A 19,477-nucleotide genomic window follows, 5' to 3' on the forward strand; every position below is an offset into this window, starting at 1 on the left:
TGGATCGAAACCTCTCTTGGGTCGGCGGGGGCCTCGGCCCGCCGCGGTCGCCCCCGCGCGGGGGCGTGGATCGAAACGACGGAACCTCCGGCTCCGGCAACGCCGGAACCGTGGTCGCCCCCGCGCGGGGGCGTGGATCGAAACACGCCCCTCCTGTGGGCGAAGTGTCGCGCGGCAAGGTCGCCCCCGCGCGGGGGCGTGGATCGAAACCGTGCTATTGCTGTCGATTATGCGCCAGACCGACTAGGTCGCCCCCGCGCGGGGGCGTGGATCGAAACCCGGAATGCTGAAAAAACTCCGAACGGTATGCCTGATGGTCGCCCCCGCGCGGGGGCGTGGATCGAAACCAGACAGTATTCCCACGAACCGTGACGAAGTCGGAGGTCGCCCCCGCGCGGGGGCGTGGATCGAAACTCGTCGGCCGGGCTGACCGCGATCATGTAGGGGCTCGGTCGCCCCCGCGCGGGGGCGTGGATCGAAACCCACATATATATCTAGTAGGCAACTGCGTTGCCGGTCGCCCCCGCGCGGGGGCGTGGATCGAAACAAACGACGGCCAAGTCGGAAGCTGCGGAACCTCAAGGTCGCCCCCGCGCGGGGGCGTGGATCGAAACGTTGTGCGGTCGCGCGCGAGCGCGCTCTCGTCGAGCGGTCGCCCCCGCGCGGGGGCGTGGATCGAAACTACCAGGCGCGGAACATCACGGGCGACACTACCAGGTCGCCCCCGCGCGGGGGCGTGGATCGAAACACCTGCGCTGGAACTGTGTGGATCAATAATCTCACGGTCGCCCCCGCGCGGGGGCGTGGATCGAAACGCCTTCAATCGGCTGCACGGCAGCGGCCGGAGTCGGTCGCCCCCGCGCGGGGGCGTGGATCGAAACGCGGCATCCGGCACCCTCGACTTCACCGTACTCGAGTCGCCCCCGCGCGGGGGCGTGGATCGAAACCAAGAGCAGCCGGCGTGCCGGTGCGGGAGGCGGGGTCGCCCCCGCGCGGGGGCGTGGATCGAAACGCTGTCGTTGCGAATGCCGGCGCAAGGTACGTCAAGGTCGCCCCCGCGCGGGGGCGTGGATCGAAACCGCTCGTCGCTGTCCCCGGTACTGTTCAGGCCGCGGTCGCCCCCGCGCGGGGGCGTGGATCGAAACTTGAACATTGCCAAGGGCATCAGCAGGATTGGCGCGGTCGCCCCCGCGCGGGGGCGTGGATCGAAACCTGAATTGCTGGATCGCGGCCGCAAATGCCTCCGGGTCGCCCCCGCGCGGGGGCGTGGATCGAAACTTCAACTACACCGGGGGCACGGCGGGCGGGATCGGTCGCCCCCGCGCGGGGGCGTGGATCGAAACTTCTTCAGAAATCCGAACATTCGGGGTCCTTTCGGTCGCCCCCGCGCGGGGGCGTGGATCGAAACCGTCGCTTCCGCAAGTCGGGCAGCGCGCAACGTCGGTCGCCCCCGCGCGGGGGCGTGGATCGAAACCCGACTCTCCACTGCCTCGAAAAGGTAGGTGAGGTCGCCCCCGCGCGGGGGCGTGGATCGAAACTCCCTGATGGTGAGATTGCCGATTGTCGCACTGCGGTCGCCCCCGCGCGGGGGCGTGGATCGAAACTCGCGAAGCGCGGCGCCTACGATCTCGTAGACACCGGTCGCCCCCGCGCGGGGGCGTGGATCGAAACATCGGCATCGGCTGCACACACTCCGAACTCAAGATGGTCGCCCCCGCGCGGGGGCGTGGATCGAAACTAATGGAAGTCGGAGAGGACACTTCGGCGGAATTGGTCGCCCCCGCGCGGGGGCGTGGATCGAAACTCTCCTGACGGAAGGTAAGTGTGCAAAGCCAAACGCGGTCGCCCCCGCGCGGGGGCGTGGATCGAAACCCGAAGCGCACGAGAGAGATCATCAAGATTGATGGGGTCGCCCCCGCGCGGGGGCGTGGATCGAAACACCGAGAGGCGATCCTTGCCTATCGAGCCCTCTAGGTCGCCCCCGCGCGGGGGCGTGGATCGAAACCACCGTCTGTACGAAGAGGTCCAGAAGGAAGCCCTGGTCGCCCCCGCGCGGGGGCGTGGATCGAAACACTTCCGGCAATGCCGAGGCTTCGGGCGTGGTGGTCGGTCGCCCCCGCGCGGGGGCGTGGATCGAAACGGGTTCTTGGCGTAGAGGCTCGCGACGGTCTGGCGGGTCGCCCCCGCGCGGGGGCGTGGATCGAAACAGTCGGATTGAGGCGGAACGTCCTAACGGCTGGCCTGGTCGCCCCCGCGCGGGGGCGTGGATCGAAACCCGATCCGTTGCCATTGCGTTTCCGCAGCCGCGTCACGGTCGCCCCCGCGCGGGGGCGTGGATCGAAACGACCAGCGGCCGGCGGTATTGAGACATCGCCTTGGGGGTCGCCCCCGCGCGGGGGCGTGGATCGAAACTCGCTCCACGCCGATGTGCCGCCTGTCACCGTCGGTCGCCCCCGCGCGGGGGCGTGGATCGAAACCCGAGGGGAGTGTCGGCCACCTGATCGAGATGTAGGTCGCCCCCGCGCGGGGGCGTGGATCGAAACCTGGCGGAATGAGAGCAGACCGTCGGGGGCGCCGTGGTCGCCCCCGCGCGGGGGCGTGGATCGAAACGACGCACCCGTCGGGGAGATTGCCGCCATCGTCCGAGGTCGCCCCCGCGCGGGGGCGTGGATCGAAACCTTGGTGCTGTGCTCGCTCATGCCCGTGCCCTCCGGGTCGCCCCCGCGCGGGGGCGTGGATCGAAACCGCTCGTCGCTGTCCCCGGTACTGTTCAGGCCGCGGTCGCCCCCGCGCGGGGGCGTGGATCGAAACCGGGTCGCTCACCCGGCCTCTGAAGCGCTTGATGCGGTCGCCCCCGCGCGGGGGCGTGGATCGAAACAGCATCAGCTCCGTCAGCGCCCAGACCAGCGCGTCGGTCGCCCCCGCGCGGGGGCGTGGATCGAAACAAGCAGTGGGGTGCTTGGGAACCGCGCGGGCTGCAGGTCGCCCCCGCGCGGGGGCGTGGATCGAAACTCGCCCGAGCCGGTCGATCGCCGATACGGCGGCGGTCGCCCCCGCGCGGGGGCGTGGATCGAAACCTCCTGGTGCCAGTCGGCAGCCTCGTCGGCGGCGGGTCGCCCCCGCGCGGGGGCGTGGATCGAAACGTCGAGGCCCGCCACATCCACCGCATCCCCCGCGGTCGCCCCCGCGCGGGGGCGTGGATCGAAACCAGGGCGTCCCGGGCGCGGTCGCGGAGTTTGCCATGGTCGCCCCCGCGCGGGGGCGTGGATCGAAACTGCCGCCGACATCCGTGATGCCGCCAGGGCCCAGGGTCGCCCCCGCGCGGGGGCGTGGATCGAAACGAGCACATCGCTGGCGATGACTATCGCGCGATCCTGGTCGCCCCCGCGCGGGGGCGTGGATCGAAACCGGCATTGCGCGCTGATCGGCATGGCCGCCGCCCTGGTCGCCCCCGCGCGGGGGCGTGGATCGAAACATCAGTACCTCCGGCCGCCGAAGCGAACACGACGGTCGCCCCCGCGCGGGGGCGTGGATCGAAACCACCAAGGCCCGGCGCTGCTGTTCCGAGGCGCCGAGGTCGCCCCCGCGCGGGGGCGTGGATCGAAACCTGAGGCCTCCCACGGCCTCTGAGCGGCATCCCACGTCGGTCGCCCCCGCGCGGGGGCGTGGATCGAAACAGCCACGCGCGGAGAGTGCGGCAACCATCGCACTGGTCGCCCCCGCGCGGGGGCGTGGATCGAAACGTGCCAATCGTGACCGTGGAGCCGCGAACCGACGGTCGCCCCCGCGCGGGGGCGTGGATCGAAACCGGACGAAGACGCTGGTCAGGCACACGCCGACCAGGTCGCCCCCGCGCGGGGGCGTGGATCGAAACACCGGGCGGAAGGTCTTGATACCGCCATGCTTATTGGTCGCCCCCGCGCGGGGGCGTGGATCGAAACTGCAAGGGGAACATCCACAAGTACCTCGCCCGGGCGGGTCGCCCCCGCGCGGGGGCGTGGATCGAAACCCGATCCGTTGCCATTGCGTTTCCGCAGCCGCGTCAGGTCGCCCCCGCGCGGGGGCGTGGATCGAAACCTTGTCGACGCCCCTCACGGGGCTCATCCTTTCGGTCGCCCCCGCGCGGGGGCGTGGATCGAAACAGCAGCGGCGAGGAGGAGCCGCATATCGCCTACGGTCGCCCCCGCGCGGGGGCGTGGATCGAAACGCCGGCATCCCGGTGCTGGGCGGCTGGGGCGACATGGTCGCCCCCGCGCGGGGGCGTGGATCGAAACGCGCTTGACGCGCACGATGTCACCCGGGGCACGCGGTCGCCCCCGCGCGGGGGCGTGGATCGAAACCCGATCTCTCCAACGCCCTCGGAGGTGCCGAATGAGGTCGCCCCCGCGCGGGGGCGTGGATCGAAACGATTTCCGCTGCGGGTGGCGTCGGCTGCGGCGAGAGGGTCGCCCCCGCGCGGGGGCGTGGATCGAAACACCCCGGCGCTCGACACCGGCGACGGTGGTGCAGTGGGTCGCCCCCGCGCGGGGGCGTGGATCGAAACCCGAGCCGACGGCATGGCTATAGCCGTCATATGCCGGTCGCCCCCGCGCGGGGGCGTGGATCGAAACTTGGTGGCGGTGATCTCGCTGTCCTCGATCTCGCGGTCGCCCCCGCGCGGGGGCGTGGATCGAAACATCTCGGTCCTCTCCGGGTTCGGTTCGCCCCGGGGTCGCCCCCGCGCGGGGGCGTGGATCGAAACATCAGGAAGAGGAGGAGCGCGCCCGCCAGATTCGGGGGGTCGCCCCCGCGCGGGGGCGTGGATCGAAACGGCTTTGGTTTTGTGCGCCCGACCGCGCGCGTCGGTCGCCCCCGCGCGGGGGCGTGGATCGAAACGCCATTGGGACAAAGCCCGCGACCACTTCCGGTCGCGGTCGCCCCCGCGCGGGGGCGTGGATCGAAACTATGGCCTTGGGTCATAATCGCGGGGCGGCGCGCCGGTCGCCCCCGCGCGGGGGCGTGGATCGAAACAGCGACGAGGGCTATGACCTGCCGCCGCTCGACAGGTCGCCCCCGCGCGGGGGCGTGGATCGAAACCCAGCCTGCGGATGACCGCGAGAATGAAGGTCGGTCGCCCCCGCACGGGGGCGTGGATCGAAACACTGATGCCGTTGGGAGGGTCATCGCACGGATGCCGGTCGCCCCCGCGCGGGGGCGTGGATCGAAACGGGAGGGGCCGGTGATGCGCGTCCACGACGCCGCCATCGTCGGTCGCCCCCGCGCGGGGGCGTGGATCGAAACGGCCGCGCGTACAACTCGGCTAAGGCGATCTTTGCTGGTCGCCCCCGCGCGGGGGCGTGGATCGAAACTGGGAAATGGAGGGGAGCCCGAAGGCTCCCCGTCAGCTGGTCGCCCCCGCGCGGGGGCGTGGATCGAAACATCACGCAACCACGCCAGAGCAGGCGGTAACTCCCGGTCGCCCCCGCGCGGGGGCGTGGATCGAAACCTTTTCCGCTTCGCGCTGGCCGCTCCTGTCGTCCAGGTCGCCCCCGCGCGGGGGCGTGGATCGAAACATCGGGCCGCGCGTGCCGACCGAGCAGGCGAAGGGTCGCCCCCGCGCGGGGGCGTGGATCGAAACAGGCAGCAACGGCACCGCGTTGATCGAGACCACGTGGTCGCCCCCGCGCGGGGGCGTGGATCGAAACTTCTTTCAGGAGGCAAGCGAAATCACGTCTAGGCTGGTCGCCCCCGCGCGGGGGCGTGGATCGAAACAACGCCGCCGGGGGCCTCTACGCGTCGTCGGACGGGGTCGCCCCCGCGCGGGGGCGTGGATCGAAACATTTGCACCCATCAAGGTCAAATCCTTAAATCTAGGTCGCCCCCGCGCGGGGGCGTGGATCGAAACGCTGAAGCCGGGCTGGTGACAGAAGGTGACGGCGGGTCGCCCCCGCGCGGGGGCGTGGATCGAAACTACCTTGTCGAAGCTGTCGTCCGCGCCTGCGGCAGGTCGCCCCCGCGCGGGGGCGTGGATCGAAACGCGAAGGTCGGCGCGCCGGACACGAACGGCTGTATGGTCGCCCCCGCGCGGGGGCGTGGATCGAAACCGGTTCGGGGCTGGGGGGATCACGGTCTTCACGGGTCGCCCCCGCGCGGGGGCGTGGATCGAAACCGACGCTCGGCACGGTTCTCGGCGGCCCGCTCGGGTCGCCCCCGCGCGGGGGCGTGGATCGAAACGCCGCCCCGATGACATCGCCGGTGCCGCCGGTGAGGGTCGCCCCCGCGCGGGGGCGTGGATCGAAACGCGACGACAGCGAAGCCCCGATAGACCGAGCTGGTCGCTGTCGTGGGTCGCCCCCGCGCGGGGGCGTGGATCACCGACCAAGGCCGTGCCGAAGTAAAGCGTGCCGCCCTGCCACTTGATGTCGCCGTTGCGGCGCACGCTGCGGGCGATGCGGCCGGCGGCCGGCTCGGGCGAGCGCAACACCCCGTCCCGTCGCCGCGGCGCGGGCGTAGCGCTCGGCCGGCGTGGCGTTGTCGAGGGCGGCGTCTGGCCGCTCGTCGTTCGCTCCCTGCAGACCGCCGCGAAGCGCCGCTGCTGGGCACGGAGGCTCGCTGCGGGCGACGCGGCGGCGTCGACGAGCCTCCGTGCGGCGCATTGCTCGTGGCGGTTGTTCTCCTGCGGCTTGCCAGGGCGGATGCGCTCCGGCAGCACCCCGGCGCGGATCACGTTCGCCACCCCCCGCAAGAGCCCGCCGGCGCCGGTGGCTAATGTCATGGGCTGGCAGATCGAGGAGCCGGATCGTCTCGACGGCCGGCTCGCAGTAGTCGGCGCTGGCAGCATTGGGGCCATGGTGGCGACGGGTCGGGAGCGACTTGCATATGGAGATTCCGGCTGCCGGCGCTGCGGCCGAACCGGCGAGTCATGAAATGCAAGCGGCCGCCCTCGCTGTGGTTACGACCGTCGCTCATGTCGAGGTCGGCGGCGATCGAGCCGAACTCGAGCCTTCAACGTCGCCGCCGTCGGGCGCCCCATCGGAAGAACTATCGGGAGCCGCCCCCCAACCGGGCGGCTCCCGTCCTGCTCCCGCGGCACCCCGCAACGCGCCGCTTCGGCGAAACAGATTTGTGAATGCGGGAATGCTCTCGCAGGCGCGGCGGGAACCGGGTATGGAACCGGGCGTTGGTCGGGGGCTGGCACGCCCCTCCGGACCGTGCCGAACCGGGTCGAACAATCGTGGAAGGGCTTCTGACATGAGCACGCGCAAGGACCTCGAGGATGCAGCCGCCCAGATGGCGGAGCCACTCGCGGCGCAGGTGGCGGCGCTGCGCGCCGACCTCGCCGAGCTGGGTGGCCATGTGGCCAAGATCGGCAAGGATCGCGCGCGCGGGCTGAAGGCAGCGGCCGGCAACACCGCGAGCGAAGGCTATGCCAAGGGTGAGGCGGCGATCGACGTGCTGCTCGCCGAGTTGCAGAATCTCGAGGACGAGGTGGCCGAGGCGACGCGCCGCCGGCCGTTCGCGTCGCTTGGCATGGCGGCGCTGTTCGGCCTTCTCCTCGGCGCCCTGTTCCGGCGCTGATCGCGATGCCGCGCCTGCTCTCTACCGCCTCGCAGGTCGTGCAGACGCGGCTGAAACAGATGTCTCGTCGCGCGGCGCTGCGCGGCGAGCTGATGTTCGGCGCGGCCGTCGCCGGCATCGTCGCCCTGGTCTATGCCCTGATCGCCGCCACCGTGGCGCTGTCGCGGGAATATGGCTCGCTCACCGCGATGGGCATCATCGGCGGCGTCGCCTTCGTCGTCATGCTCGGCTTCCTGCTGGCGCTCTGGATCGAGGCGCGCCGGCACCGGCGTCTGTCGGCCCGGCGCGCGGCGCTCGACGCGCAGATCTACCGCGCCGCGGCGCTCTCGCTGGTGCCCGATCGGGCACCGTCCCGGCCGGTCGTCGGCTTCGGGCTCGTCGCGATCGGGGCCGCGCTGGTGCTGCTGCGCCGGAAGGACTGAACGCCCCATGCTCCGGATCGTCGATGACCGCGCGCGGCATTGCCTGATCCTCGAGCCGACCGGCGCGCTCACCCGGGCCGATCTCGACCGGCTCGGCGAGGCCTTCGACCGTGCGGTTGCGGAGACGGGCCGGGCGCCGAACCTGCTGATCCATGCGGCGGGCTTTCCGAGCTGGGCCGACCTCGGCGCGCTCGGGCGGCACCTGCGCTTCATCCGGGCGCACCACCGTCTGGTCTCGCGGCTCGCCTTCGTCTCCGACGCGCGGGCGCTCGGGCGCTTGGCGGCGATCGCGCGGCGGCTGGTGCCGGTCGAGATTCGCAGCTTCGCCGACAAGGATTTGGAGTTGGCGAAGGCGTGGCTCGCCGCCGAGCCGCCGGCGATGTAGCCCTAGCCCCGCTCGCGCATCAGCCGGGCCTTCTGCCGCTGCCAGTCGCGCTTGGCCTCGGTCGCCCGCTTGTCGGCGAGCTTCTTGCCCTTGGCGATGCCGAGCTGCAGCTTCGCGCGGCCCTTCTCGTTGAAGTAGAGCTTCAGCGGCACCAGCGTCATGCCCTCGCGCGCCGTGCCCTGCCAGAGCTTGGCCAGCTCGCGCTTGGAGACGAGCAGCTTGCGCCGCCGCCGCTCCTCGTGGCCAAAGCTCTTCGCCTGGGAGTAGGCGGGGATGTAGCCGTTGATGAGCCAGAGCTCGCCCTGCTCCACCGCGGCATAGCTCTCGGCGATGTTGGCCTTGCCGTTGCGCAGGCTCTTCACCTCCGAGCCCTCGAGCATGATGCCGGCCTCGAGGTCGTCCTCGATGAAATAGTCATGCCGGGCCCGGCGGTTCTCCGCCACGAGCTTCTGGGGCTTCTCGTCCTTGCTGGCCATGATCGCGCCCGCCTAGCGGAGTCGCGGCCGACTGTCCAGTCCGGGCGACGGCGGGCGCGCCGATGGGACAAGCGGCGTGGGCGCCTTTACGTCCGGGAGGTGGTTTTCGCGGCCGGGATGGTCTCTTGTGGGTGTGAACGGCTGCGGCCCGGCGGAGGATGCCCGGCGGGCGCGACGGCCGGCCTGGGGAGACATGCGATGGCGATACCGAGCCAGTTGACCGGACTGAAGCTGCCCGCGATCGCCGCGCCGATGTTCCTGGCCTCCGGGCCGGATTCTGGTGGCCGGCGCCTGCAACGCCGGGATCGTCGGCACCTTTCCCGCGCTGAACCAGCGTGAGGCGGCGGGGTTCGAGGCGTGGATCGAGGAGGTCGAGGCCCGCCGCGCCCCGGGTGCCGCGCCCTACGGCGTGAACCTGATCGTCCACCGCTCCAACGCCCGGCTCGACGCCGATCTGGACCTGGTGGTGAAGCACCGGGTGCCGCTCGTCATCACCTCGCTCGGCGCGATGGCGGATGTGGTGGGCGTGGTGCATTCCTACGGCGGCCTCGTGTTCCACGACGTCGTCAACCGCCGCCACGCCGAGAAGGCCGCGGAGGTCGGGGTGGACGGGATCATCGCCGTCGCCGCGGGCGCGGGCGGCCATGCGGGCACGCTCAGCCCCTTCGCGCTGCTGGCGGAGATCGCGCAGGTGTTCGACGGGACGCTGGTCCTGTCCGGGGCGATGAACACCGGCGCACAGATCGCGGCGGCGCGGCTGATGGGCGCCGACATGGCCTATCTCGGCACGCGCTTTCTCGCGACGCGGGAGGCGATGGTGCCGGAGGACTACAAGCGGATGGTCCTTGCGGCCCACGCGGGGGATATCGTCTACACGCCGAACATCTCCGGCGTGCCTGCGAGCTTCCTGCGCGCCTCGATCGTCGCCGCCGGGCTCGACCCGGAGAACCTGCCGCCGCACGCGGAGCTGAAGGCACGGCCCGGGTTCCGGGCCTGGAGCGGCGTCTGGTCGGCGGGTCAGGGCGTCGGCGGGGTCGCCGACCTGCCGCCGGTCGCCGAGCTGTGCGACCGGCTGGTCGCCGAATATGGCGCCGCAATGCGCCGGGCGGCGACGGACCGCTTCGCCACCCCGGCGTGAGCCGTTGCGGGCGCGATCGTCACACGATGGCGCGGGTGGCCTCGCGTGCCGCCGGCGCCAGCAGGGACTGCGCCTCGTCCTCGCCGAGAAGCGGCGGGCGGGCGGTGCCGCCCGGAACCGGAACGGCGGCGCGGGTGTCGGCTGCGGTCATGATCGCCTCCATCACCTCGAGGACGTGGAGCGCGAGGTCGCCGGAGGCCCGGGGCGCCCTGCCCTCCTGCAGCGCGCGGACCAGATCGGAAACGCCGAGCATGCGGTAGTTCGCACGGTCGGGCGCGTCGAACGGCCAGTTCTGCGCGCCGTAGAGCTGGCCCTCGCTGGCGTGGTCGACCCACGGCTCGCCGCGTGCCGAGAGCGAAACCGTGCCGCCGAAGGTATCCGGGTCGGGCAGGCGCAGCGAGCCTTCGGTGCCGTGCAGCTCGATCGGCGGCGGCGTGTGGCGGAAGACGTCCCACGACGTGCCGAAGCTGACCATGGCACCGCTGGCAAACTCGAGCAGCGACAGGATCGTGGTCGGCGTGCCGACGGAGAAGGTGGTGTCCTTGAACGGGCCGTCCGCGGTGATGAGGCGTTCGTCCTGGCCCTTGCCGGCCAGCGCCTGCACGCGGGCGACCGGGCCGAGCAGGTTCACCAGCATGGTGAGGTAGTACGGCCCCATGTCGAAGAGCGGGCCACCGCCCGGCTGGTAGTAGAACTGCGGGTTCGGGTGCCAGTGCTCCATGCCGCGGCCGAACATGAAGGCGGTGCCGGCCACCGGCTTGCCGATGGCGCCCTCGTCGATCAGCCGGCGGGCGCGGCGGCCGGCCGCGCCGAGGAACGTGTCGGGCGCCGAGCCGAGCAGCCGGCCGCGCGCCCTGGCCTCGGCCACGAGGCGGCGGCCGTCGGCGGCGGTGGTGGCGAGCGGCTTTTCGGTGAAGACGTGCTTGCCGGCCGAGAGCGCGGCGAGCGTCACATCGACGTGCGCGGCGGGCACGGTGAGGTTGAGGACGAGATCGACCTCCGGGTCGGCGAGCAGCGCGTCGACGGTGAGGGCGCGGACGCCGTATTCCGCGGCACGGCGGGTCGCCGTGTCCGCCGACATGTCGGCACACGCGACAAGCCGCACGTTTCCGAACAGCGCGGCGTTGCGCATATAGGTCATCGAGATGTTGCCGGCGCCGATGACGCCGACGCCGACGCCGACGCCGAGGGTCTCAGTGGGCACGGGAGGGCTCCGTCTGGCACGCGGCGGGGCGAAGCGCCTTGCCATCGGCATTGAAGAGGTGACAGGCGGCCGGATCGAAGGCGAGGCCGACGGCAGCATGGATCGCGACCGGGCTGCCGCCCTCGGCCTGCACCACGAGGACGACGCCGGGGGCGATCTCGACGTGCAGGATGGTGAGGCTGCCGAGCTGCTCGACGATCCGGACCTCGCCGCGCAGCGGCCCGTCGGCGAGGCGCAGCGCCTCGGGGCGGATGCCGAGCGTAACGCGCTCGCCCGGCGCGAGCGCGTTGCCGACGGCGGGCACGCGCACCGACTGCCCGCCGGCGAAGCGGACGTCGACGCCCGTGGCATCGCACGCCTCGACGGTGGCATCGAGGAAGTTCATCCGCGGCGAGCCGATGAAGCCGGCGACGAAGAGGTTTGCCGGGCGGTTGTAGAGCGCGAGCGGCGAGCCGATCTGTTCCACCCGGCCGGCGTTCAGCACGACGATCTTGTCGGCCATGGTCATCGCCTCGGTCTGGTCGTGGGTGACGTAGATCATCGTCGCCCTGAGGCTCTCGTGCAGCCGCATCAGTTCCAGCCGCATGTTGACGCGGAGTGCGGCGTCGAGGTTGGAGAGCGGCTCGTCGAACAGGAACGCCTTGGGGCTGCGCACAATGGCGCGGCCGATGGCGACGCGCTGCCGCTGGCCGCCGGACAGCTCCTTCGGGCGGCGCTCGAGCAGGGGCCCGAGTTGCAGGATGCGGGCGGCCTCCTGCACCTTGGCGGCGCGGTCGGCGGCGGAGGCGCCGTTGATCTTGAGCGAGAACGCCATGTTCTCGGCGACGGTCATGTGCGGATAGAGCGCATAGGACTGGAACACCATCGCGAGGCCGCGGCGCGAGGCGTCGACATCGTTGGCGCGCTGTCCGTCGATCAGCAGGTCGCCGGAGGTGATACGCTCCAGCCCGGCGACCATGCGCAGCAGCGTGGACTTGCCGCAGCCGGAAGGACCGACGAAGACCACGAACTCGCGGTCGTCGACGTCGAGGTCGATGCCCTTGATGACCTCGACCGCGCCATAGGCCTTGCAGATGTTGCGGAGCGTGAGGGTCGCCATGTCAGTAACCGAGCCGTCGCATGGTCTCGCGGTTGACCTTGACCGCCGCGGCCGGATCGCGGCCGGCGGTGTCGGACTCTTCCTCGACGACGAGCCAGCCGTTGAAGCGCGGCGCGGCAGCAACCACGTCGATGACGGCGGGGATGTCGCACGCCCCCTCGCCGAGCATCGCCCAGGTGCCGGCGGCGTCGACGTCCTTCAGGTGGAGATAGCGGATGCGGCCCTGCTGCGCCTTCAGCGTGTCGAGGATGTCCGGGTGGCCGCGCAGGATGTGCCCGGTGTCGGGCACCCAGCCGACCAGATCCGGGTCGAGGCGGGCGAAGATCGCGTCATAGTCGGGGCGATCGAACAGCAGCGTGTTGTGGTGCGAGCTGGGATGGAGCGCGACATCGACGCCCGCCGCCCGGCCGATCGCGCCGGCGCGGTTGTAGATGTCGGCGGCGATGTCGAACTTTTCGGCCCGCGGCCCCTCGTCGACGACGGTGGCGGACCCCATGGAGACGAGCGCGCCGGGGAAGTGGGCGGCGAAGTCGCTCCAGCGCCGGACGGCCTCGAGGTCGGCCGCGGCGCCGGCCTCCGGCACGGTGAAGCCGGTGTCCGAGCCCATGGCGAAGGCGACGAGGGTGAGGCCGTGCGCGGCAAGCGCGCTGGCGAAGGCGGCGGGCGTGTCGGCGTAACCCCCGATCATCACGTTGGTGATCTCGAGGCCGGTGTAGCCGCCGGCGGCGATCGCGGCGAGCAGGTCGTCCGGGCCGCCGGTGAAGCGGGGCCCGAGCATTTCCCAGGTGAAGGTCTGGCAGCCGATCTTGAGCATGGTCATTCCTTGACAGCCCCTTGCGTCAGCCCGTCGATGATCCGCCGCTGGAAGACGAGGACCATGATGACGAGCGGGATCGTCACGACGATGGAGGCCGCGGCGATGTCACCCCAGGGGATGTAATAGAGGTTGGTGAAGTTGGCGATGCCGACCGGCACGGTCTGGTGGTCGATCGTCGAGGTGAAGGCGAGGGCGAACATGAACTCGTTCCACGCCGCGATGAAGGCGAGCAGCCCGGTCGTCACCAGCGACGGCACGGAGATCGGCAGGATGATGCGCCAGAGCACGCCGAACGGGGTGCAGCCGTCCATTCGCGCCGCCTCGTCGAGCTCCATCGGCAGGGTGTCGAAGTAGCCGAACATCACCCACGTCACCAGCGGCACGCCGAGCGCGACATAGGTGATGACGAGGCCCATGTAGGTGTCGAGGAGGGCGAGGTTCGAGGCGAGCAGGTAGAGCGGGCCGACGATGGCGATCTGCGGGAACATCGACACGGAGAGGATCGCCGCGAGAATGCCGAAGCGGCCGCGGATCTGCAGGCGCGACAACGCGAAGCCGGCGAGCGAGCCGATGGCGAGGCAGAACAGCGTGGTGAGACCCGCGACGATGGCGGAGTTGCGCAGGTAGATGTGGAATTGCTTGTCGACGAAGATGTTGGTGTAGTGAACCCACGTCCACGGGTTCGGCAGGAACGACGGGGTCTCGGAGGTGAGCGCCACGTCTTCCTGGAACGAGGTCGAGAGCTGCCAGAAGAACGGCGCGGCGGACCAGAACAGGATGACGAATCCGCCGAGCCCGATCAGTGCCTTCTGCGTGCCGGTGCGTTCGTCGAGCATCACGACCTCAGCTTGCGAAGGATGAAGACGCCGAAGCCGAGCGCGATCAGGGCCTCGGTCAGGAACATGGCGGTCGCCATGGCCGAGCCGTACCCGAACTGCAGGGCGGAGAAGAGCGTCTTGTAGGAGAGGGTCGAGAGCGTCTCGGTCGCGTCGGCCGGGCCGCCGCCGGTCAGCACGTAGACCAGATCGAAGACGCGGAAGGCGTCGAGTGCACGGAACAGGCCGGCGATGAGCAACGTCGAGGCGAGCAGCGGCAGGCGGACGTGCCAGAGCGTGCGCCAGTAGCGGGCGCCGTCCATGCGCGCGGCCTCGGTCAGCGACGAGGGAATGGTCTGCAGGCCGGCGAGCAGGAGGAGCGCCATGAACGGCGTGGTCTTCCAGACGTCGGCGATGATGATCGTGGTCATCGCGTGCTCGACCGAGCCGGTCCAGTTGACGTTCTCGGAGATCAGGCCGAGCGAGCGCAGGGCCCAGTTGATGACGCCGTACTGGCCATCGAACAGCCAGCCGAACATCTTGGAGGTGACGACGGTGGGCATCGCCCATGGCACGAGCATGGCCGCGCGCACGAGGGAGCGGCCCGGAAATCGCTCGACGAGCAGCAGCGCCATGGCGAGGCCGAGGATGGTCTCGGCGAGCGTCGAGACGAAGGTGAACCAGACCGTATGGCGCCAGGCGTTCCAGAACTGCGGATCTCGCGCGAGATCGACGTAGTTCTGCAGGCCGACGAAGTCGTTTTCCTGGGTGATGAGCGAGGTGTTGGTGAGCGACAGCCAGACGCCGTTCAGGATCGGGTAGAGCGAGACCGCGCCGAGCGACACCGCGATCGGCAGCAGCATGACCCAGGCGGAGAGGCTCGGCGTCAGCCAGTGGACCCCCGGAAGGGGACCCACTGTTGCGACGGAACCGCCGGTCGTGCCGTCAGGCGACGACCGCATTGATCTTCTCACTCGCGGCCGTCAGCTCCTCCTTCACCTTGCCGGTGACGAGGGCGCGGGAGATGCCGGACTGGAGGGCGAGCGAGACCTGCGGGTACTTCGGCGTGATCGGGCGCGGGGTGGCGCCGGTGAAGACATCCTTCAGCGTCGCCATGAACGGCTGCGCCGCGGTGAGCTTCGGGGCGGCGAACACCGCGGGCCGGGTCGGCGCCAGCCCCATGTTGAGGGCGTACCAGAGCTGGGTCTCGGGCGAGGACATCCAGGTCAGGAACTCGACGGCCGCCTCGCGGTTCTTCGAGTTGGCGTTGACGCCGTACTGATAGCCGCCGAGGCAGGCCGAGCTCTTGCCGCCGGCAAAGTGCGGCAGCGGCGCGACGCCAACCTTGTCGACGACCTTCGAGGCCTTCGCGTCCTGCGCCAGGGAATAGACGTAGGACCAGTTGCGCAGGAACGCCGCCTCGCCGCCGGTGAACGGCATGCGCGAGGGTTCCTCGTCCCAGCTCAGCACGTTCGACGGGCTGATCTTCGTGGTGTTGATCGTGTCGTAGAGGAACTGGATCGCGCCCACCGCCGCGTCGTCCGCCAGCATCGAGGACTTGCCGTCGGCCGAGAGGATCGAGCCGCCGTTGGAGCCGATGATCGAGACCGCGTTGCAGACCAGCACCTCGGCCTGCTTGCCCTGCCAGAGGTAGCCGAACTTCGCCTTGCCGGCCTTCTGGATCTCGGAGGCGGTGGCGACCAGCTCGTCCCACGTCTCGGGAACCTTGGCGCCGGCCTCATCAAGGAGGTCCTTGCGGTAGAACAGCATGCCGGAGTCGATCGCCCACGGCAGCGCGGTCAGCTTGCCGTTGAACGTGCAGGCGTCGATCGTGCCGGAGAAGTAGTCGCCGGTCTCCTTGCCGAAATACTCGTCGAGCGGCAGGGCCCAGCCGGCGGAGGCGAACTCGGCGATCCAGATCACGTCCTGGGTGAACACGTCCGGGCTGCCGGTCTTGCGCGCGAGCTGCTGCACCAGTGCCTGGTGGACTTCCGTCGAGGACGACGGCGGCGGCAGCTCGATGAACTTGACGTGGATCTTGTCCTGCGACTGGTTGAACAGCTCGACAACGTCGCCGATGCCCTTCACCCCGGTGAACTTGGCGCTGGCGAAGGTGATCTCGGTGCGCCCGGCGGCGCGCGCCCGGCGCGGCAACCCGAGCGCCGCCGCACTGGCGGCAATGCCAGCGCCCACGACGAACTCCCGCCGGCTGAAGCCGGCGCCCTTCACGTCATCAGACATTTTTGGCTCCCTACGTGTCCCGGCGTGTACCTGCCGGATTCTTTTGTTGGTATCGAGAATGCCGGTTTAACTCACCACGTCAAGCATACCTTGGCAAACTGCGGCATTGAACTGCGCATTAAAATGCGCCGAGGCCGCCGTTCATTTCGATGATCTCGCCCGTGACGAACGCCGCCAGTGGCGAGGCGAGGTAGAGCACCGCACCCGCTACGTCCGCCGGGGTGCCCTCGCGCCGGACCGGCGTCCGGGCGACGGTGGCACTGCGGCCCTCGGCGGTGGAGAAGCGGTCGTGGAACTGCGTGCCGATCAGTCCCGGCGCCACGCCGTTCACCCGGATCCCGTCCGGCCCCACCTCCTTCGCCAGCGCCCGGACGAACGTCGAAACGCCGCCCTTGGACGCGGCGTAGTGCGACGCGCCAAAGCCGCCGCCGTCGTGCGCCGCGAGCGAGGTCATCAGCACGATCGACCCCTTCCCCGCCGCCGTCATCTGCGGCAGCACCGCCCGCGACAGCAGGAACGCGCTGGTGAGGTTGATCGCCAGCGCGTCGTTCCAGAGCGAGAGCGGGCAGTCCGCCACCTTGCTGCGCTGGAGCAGGCCGCCGGCATTGGCGACAGCGACGTCGATGGTGCCGAACGCCGCGTTCACCCGGGCAACGGTGTCGGCGACCGCCGCCTCGTCGCCGGCGTCCGCCTTCAGGGAGAGAACCCGGTCGCCGTGCGCCGCGGCGATCTCCGCCGCCGCCGTGCCGCTGGTCGCGTAGGTGAAGGCGACGCGGGCGCCTTCGGCAAGGAACGCCTCGACGATGCCGCGCCCGATGCCCGACGCGCCTCCGGTGACGAGGACGGTGCGGCCGGCCAGATCGAAGCCCATCCTCACCGCTCCTGCCAACGGGTGTACCAGCCATCCGGGAAGTCGGTCATCAGCTGGTCGCCGGTGATCGCCGGCACATAGGGACGACCGACGGCGCGGGCGATCTCGGTCAGCTCGGCGAGACGCGCCGCCGCCACCCGGACGCCCTCCGCCCGGCCGGCCGGATCGCGCGTCGCCACGGCCTCCTGCCAGATCGAGCGGCCGGCGAGGAAGCCGGAGGCGCCCGCCTTGCAGGAAATTTCCACCTGCGTGCGGAAATCCTCGAAGCCGACACCGGCGGAGAGGATCACCCACGGCTGCACCATGCCGTCGTTCAGCCGCTTGCAGGCATCGGCCGAGGCGGCGCGACCCCCGGGGGTGGAGACGTCGCCCGGGAACTCGACCTTCAGCATGTCGGCCCCGCACTCGGCGGAGAAGAACGCCGACTCGAGGATGCCCTCGACCCGCCGGGCCTGCCAGGCGGCGCTCTTCTGATCCTCGCCGGGCAGCGCGTACCAGATCGGCTCGACCACCAGCGGCGTCGACCACTCGGCGCAGGCCTCGACCAGATCGCGCACCACCTGCCGCTGCCGCTCGGCGGTCTTTGCCTCGGGGCGGTAGTACCAGAGCAGCTTCACCATGTCGGCGCCGAGCAGCTTGATCTTGCGCACGGTCCAGCCGTCGCGGAACCGCGTGCAGCGCTCGCCGTCCACCACATCGAAGCCCTCGCCCTCGATCGACGAGACGAGGCCGACATCGGCGGGCAGCGCGCGGGAGGCGACGACCTGGGCGAGGCTGTACTGCGCCTCCAGCAGGAAGGCGCTGGCAACCGGCGCGATCGCCTCGACCAGCTCGAGCTTGGCCTCGACGGCCTGGCGATAGGACACCTTGGAGCGGTCGTCGGCCAGCAGGTCCTTGAACGCGAGCAGGTGGTCGAGGGCCAGCATGGTGAAGAAGCCGTCCGGCGTCGCCACCCGCTGCAGGCCGCGGATCTTGCCGGGGTCGAGCGACGGGATCGCCCCCTGGGTGGCGAACGGATGGTGCAGGGTCAAGCTCGGTCTCCTTGATCGAACGGCGCGAAAGGGGTGCCGGCCGGCTGTCCGAGGACGAGCAGCGTGCCGGCGAGGAAGGTGTCGCCAAGGCCGATGGTGCTGGCCGGGCGGGTGAGGTAGGGCGCGGGGCAGCCGACCGCCGACCAGCCGCCGCCGAGCGGCGCGGCCTCCGGCGCCGGCCCGAGGAGGGCGCCGGACGGCAGGGCGTCGGGGACGACGGGGCGGCCCGCGGCGGCGCGGGCGCTGGCGAGCAGGCTGCCGGTCAGGAGAGCCGCCATCTCGCGCGCCGGGTCGCCGCGCGTGACCGACAGCGCCCAGTCGTCGGCGTGGACGCAGACCCGCTCGAGGGCGAGGGACTCGGCCAGGTCGCGCAGCGCCGCGGCGGTCGGCTCGCCCCCGACGATCGCCGCCCACTCGGACCGGCTCATGCCGACCGATGTCACCGCGCAGCGCAGCGCCCCGAGGATCACCAGCGGCATTGCCGGGCGGTCGCCATAGTCTGCCAGCTCGAGGTGCACGGTCCCGAGCCCCGCGTCACGCCAGCCGCGGACGAGGTTCCCGATGCGGTCAAGGGTGCCCGCAAGCCACGCCTCGGGTGTCGAGACGAGGCTGGAGATCGCCGCCGCGCCGCACTCGGCCGCAAGCGGAACGCTCAGTGCGGCGAAATCCGGGTCGTCCTCCGGGGCGTCGTCGCGCAGCCGGACGATGACGCGCGTGGAGCGGCGGACGGACACGCCGGCGACCTGCGTGCCCTCGGTCGCCTCGAAGATCCAGTGCCGCGGCTTGGCGCCGCTCTCATCCGCCACGACGGTGCCGAGAGGCACCACCCGCCCGCCCGACGCCAGACTACCCGACGCCAGCCCGATGCCGTCGTGCAGCACCGCGAGCTGCCCCGCGCTCCGGTCGGCCAGGGCAAGGAGCGTCGGCGCCCCGGTCAGGGCGAGCGCCTTGGCGATCTGGGCCGAGGTGCCGCCCGCGCCGAGGTGGTGCGGCACGCTGCCCGCGAGCCAGCGGTCGCCGTCGGGCCAGTCGAGCCCGATCTCGCCGCCGATCCCCTGCCGCACCCGGCCGAGCAGGTCGGCAGCCAGCGCGCGGGCAGCGGGCGGCGCGTCGGCAGCGAAGATCTGCGCGCAGTCGTCGAGGCGGGCGCAGGCATCGACGAAGGCTGAAAACCCGAGGAGCGTTCGCCGCGCCGACCGCGCAAGCCCCGGCAGGGCGGCGGCGGTGGCGGCATAGCGGCCTTCCCAACCGCCCGCCGAAGGGGCCGCGCGATCGGAGGAGACGACGACGGAGCGACTCGGTTGCATGTTATTGCTGTTTTGTGCTGTTTATTGCGAGATACCCGCAGTCTTGTCCCTTGTCAAGCGTGCGGAATGGGCTTATGCGACGTTGAAATGGCAAGAAAGAAGGCAACAGGCCCC

The 19,477-nt window shown here is 70.9% G+C and carries 13 protein-coding genes, 1 pseudogene and 1 CRISPR repeat array (1 of these 15 cut by a window edge); of the genes and pseudogenes, 4 read left to right on the plus strand and 10 right to left on the minus strand.

Annotated features, from left to right (window positions below):
- Window positions 1-6,357: a CRISPR direct-repeat array (repeat unit 32 nt; unit sequence GGTCGCCCCCGCGCGGGGGCGTGGATCGAAAC) (it extends 1,686 nt beyond the left edge of the window).
- 873 nt (window positions 6,358-7,230) lie between these two features.
- The 3 genes from QM699_RS11920 to QM699_RS11930 are packed head-to-tail and all read left to right on the plus strand — an operon-like array spanning window position 7,231 to window position 8,364.
- Window positions 7,231-7,557, plus strand: coding sequence for a hypothetical protein (locus QM699_RS11920; protein WP_415011325.1), 327 nt, complete (start codon window positions 7,231-7,233; stop codon window positions 7,555-7,557).
- 5 nt (window positions 7,558-7,562) lie between these two features.
- The gene (locus QM699_RS11925; RefSeq protein WP_415011326.1) at window positions 7,563-7,979 is read left to right on the plus strand and encodes a hypothetical protein; all 417 of its coding nucleotides are present in this window, start codon (window positions 7,563-7,565) and stop codon (window positions 7,977-7,979) included.
- A gap of 7 nt (window positions 7,980-7,986) precedes the next feature.
- Complete coding sequence (locus tag QM699_RS11930) at window positions 7,987-8,364, plus strand: STAS/SEC14 domain-containing protein (protein WP_415011327.1); 378 nt, start codon at window positions 7,987-7,989, stop codon at window positions 8,362-8,364.
- Window positions 8,365-8,366: 2 nt separating this feature from the next.
- Here QM699_RS11930 and smpB read toward each other — a convergent pair whose 3' ends face one another.
- Window positions 8,367-8,840 (minus strand): SsrA-binding protein SmpB, encoded by a 474-nt coding sequence (smpB, locus tag QM699_RS11935; RefSeq protein ID WP_415011328.1) that lies wholly within the window; start codon window positions 8,838-8,840, stop codon window positions 8,367-8,369.
- A 198-nt stretch (window positions 8,841-9,038) separates the two neighbouring features.
- Here smpB and QM699_RS11940 point away from each other — a divergent pair.
- Window positions 9,039-9,978, plus strand: a pseudogene (locus QM699_RS11940) (NAD(P)H-dependent flavin oxidoreductase).
- Between the two features lie 19 nt (window positions 9,979-9,997).
- Here the strand turns inward: QM699_RS11940 and QM699_RS11945 are convergent.
- The 9 genes from QM699_RS11945 to QM699_RS11985 all read right to left on the minus strand — a co-directional run bounded on the left by QM699_RS11945 (window position 9,998) and on the right by QM699_RS11985 (window position 19,363).
- Window positions 9,998-11,182, minus strand: a complete 1,185-nt coding sequence (locus QM699_RS11945; RefSeq protein ID WP_415011329.1) for a Gfo/Idh/MocA family protein — start codon at window positions 11,180-11,182, stop codon at window positions 9,998-10,000.
- Window positions 11,172-12,281 carry an ABC transporter ATP-binding protein gene (locus QM699_RS11950; protein ID WP_415011330.1) on the minus strand — a complete coding sequence of 370 codons (1,110 nt, stop codon included), beginning with the start codon at window positions 12,279-12,281 and terminating at the stop codon, window positions 11,172-11,174. Before QM699_RS11950 ends, QM699_RS11945 begins: the two co-directional genes overlap by 11 nt.
- A gap of 1 nt (window position 12,282) precedes the next feature.
- Window positions 12,283-13,101 (minus strand): sugar phosphate isomerase/epimerase family protein, encoded by an 819-nt coding sequence (locus QM699_RS11955; RefSeq protein ID WP_415011331.1) that lies wholly within the window; start codon window positions 13,099-13,101, stop codon window positions 12,283-12,285.
- Window positions 13,098-13,934: a carbohydrate ABC transporter permease gene (locus QM699_RS11960; protein WP_415011332.1), complete on the minus strand. Its 837-nt coding sequence runs from the start codon at window positions 13,932-13,934 to the stop codon at window positions 13,098-13,100. The genes QM699_RS11955 and QM699_RS11960 overlap by 4 nt, the downstream gene beginning before the upstream one ends.
- On the minus strand, window positions 13,934-14,830 hold the full coding sequence (locus QM699_RS11965) for a carbohydrate ABC transporter permease (protein WP_415011333.1): 897 nt from the start codon (window positions 14,828-14,830) through the stop codon (window positions 13,934-13,936). Before QM699_RS11965 ends, QM699_RS11960 begins: the two co-directional genes overlap by 1 nt.
- A 28-nt stretch (window positions 14,831-14,858) precedes the next feature.
- Window positions 14,859-16,154, minus strand: a complete 1,296-nt coding sequence (locus QM699_RS11970) for an ABC transporter substrate-binding protein (protein ID WP_415011334.1) — start codon at window positions 16,152-16,154, stop codon at window positions 14,859-14,861.
- 118 nt (window positions 16,155-16,272) lie between these two features.
- Complete coding sequence (locus QM699_RS11975; RefSeq protein WP_415011335.1) at window positions 16,273-17,025, minus strand: SDR family NAD(P)-dependent oxidoreductase; 753 nt, start codon at window positions 17,023-17,025, stop codon at window positions 16,273-16,275.
- Between the two features lie 2 nt (window positions 17,026-17,027).
- Complete coding sequence (locus QM699_RS11980) at window positions 17,028-18,056, minus strand: tagatose 1,6-diphosphate aldolase (RefSeq protein ID WP_415011336.1); 1,029 nt, start codon at window positions 18,054-18,056, stop codon at window positions 17,028-17,030.
- On the minus strand, window positions 18,053-19,363 hold the full coding sequence (locus tag QM699_RS11985; RefSeq protein WP_415011337.1) for a hypothetical protein: 1,311 nt from the start codon (window positions 19,361-19,363) through the stop codon (window positions 18,053-18,055). Before QM699_RS11985 ends, QM699_RS11980 begins: the two co-directional genes overlap by 4 nt.
- Between the last annotated feature and the right edge of the window lie 114 nt (window positions 19,364-19,477).

The organism is Amaricoccus sp. (genome assembly GCF_047602525.1).
GTDB lineage: Bacteria > Pseudomonadota > Alphaproteobacteria > Rhodobacterales > Rhodobacteraceae > Amaricoccus.

Bases quoted from the DNA above. Each gene is read 5' to 3' on its own strand.
- QM699_RS11920 (WP_415011325.1), top strand. From the start codon at position 7,231: ATGAGCACGCGCAAGGACCTCGAGGATGCAGCCGCCCAGATGGCGGAG.
- QM699_RS11925 (WP_415011326.1), top strand. From the start codon at position 7,563: ATGCCGCGCCTGCTCTCTACCGCCTCGCAGGTCGTGCAGACGCGGCTG.
- QM699_RS11930 (WP_415011327.1), top strand. From the start codon at position 7,987: ATGCTCCGGATCGTCGATGACCGCGCGCGGCATTGCCTGATCCTCGAG.
- smpB (WP_415011328.1), bottom strand. From the start codon at position 8,840: ATGGCCAGCAAGGACGAGAAGCCCCAGAAGCTCGTGGCGGAGAACCGC.
- QM699_RS11950 (WP_415011330.1), bottom strand. From the start codon at position 12,281: ATGGCGACCCTCACGCTCCGCAACATCTGCAAGGCCTATGGCGCGGTC.
- QM699_RS11955 (WP_415011331.1), bottom strand. From the start codon at position 13,101: ATGACCATGCTCAAGATCGGCTGCCAGACCTTCACCTGGGAAATGCTC.
- QM699_RS11960 (WP_415011332.1), bottom strand. From the start codon at position 13,934: ATGCTCGACGAACGCACCGGCACGCAGAAGGCACTGATCGGGCTCGGC.
- QM699_RS11970 (WP_415011334.1), bottom strand. From the start codon at position 16,154: ATGTCTGATGACGTGAAGGGCGCCGGCTTCAGCCGGCGGGAGTTCGTC.
- QM699_RS11975 (WP_415011335.1), bottom strand. From the start codon at position 17,025: ATGGGCTTCGATCTGGCCGGCCGCACCGTCCTCGTCACCGGAGGCGCG.
- QM699_RS11985 (WP_415011337.1), bottom strand. From the start codon at position 19,363: ATGCAACCGAGTCGCTCCGTCGTCGTCTCCTCCGATCGCGCGGCCCCT.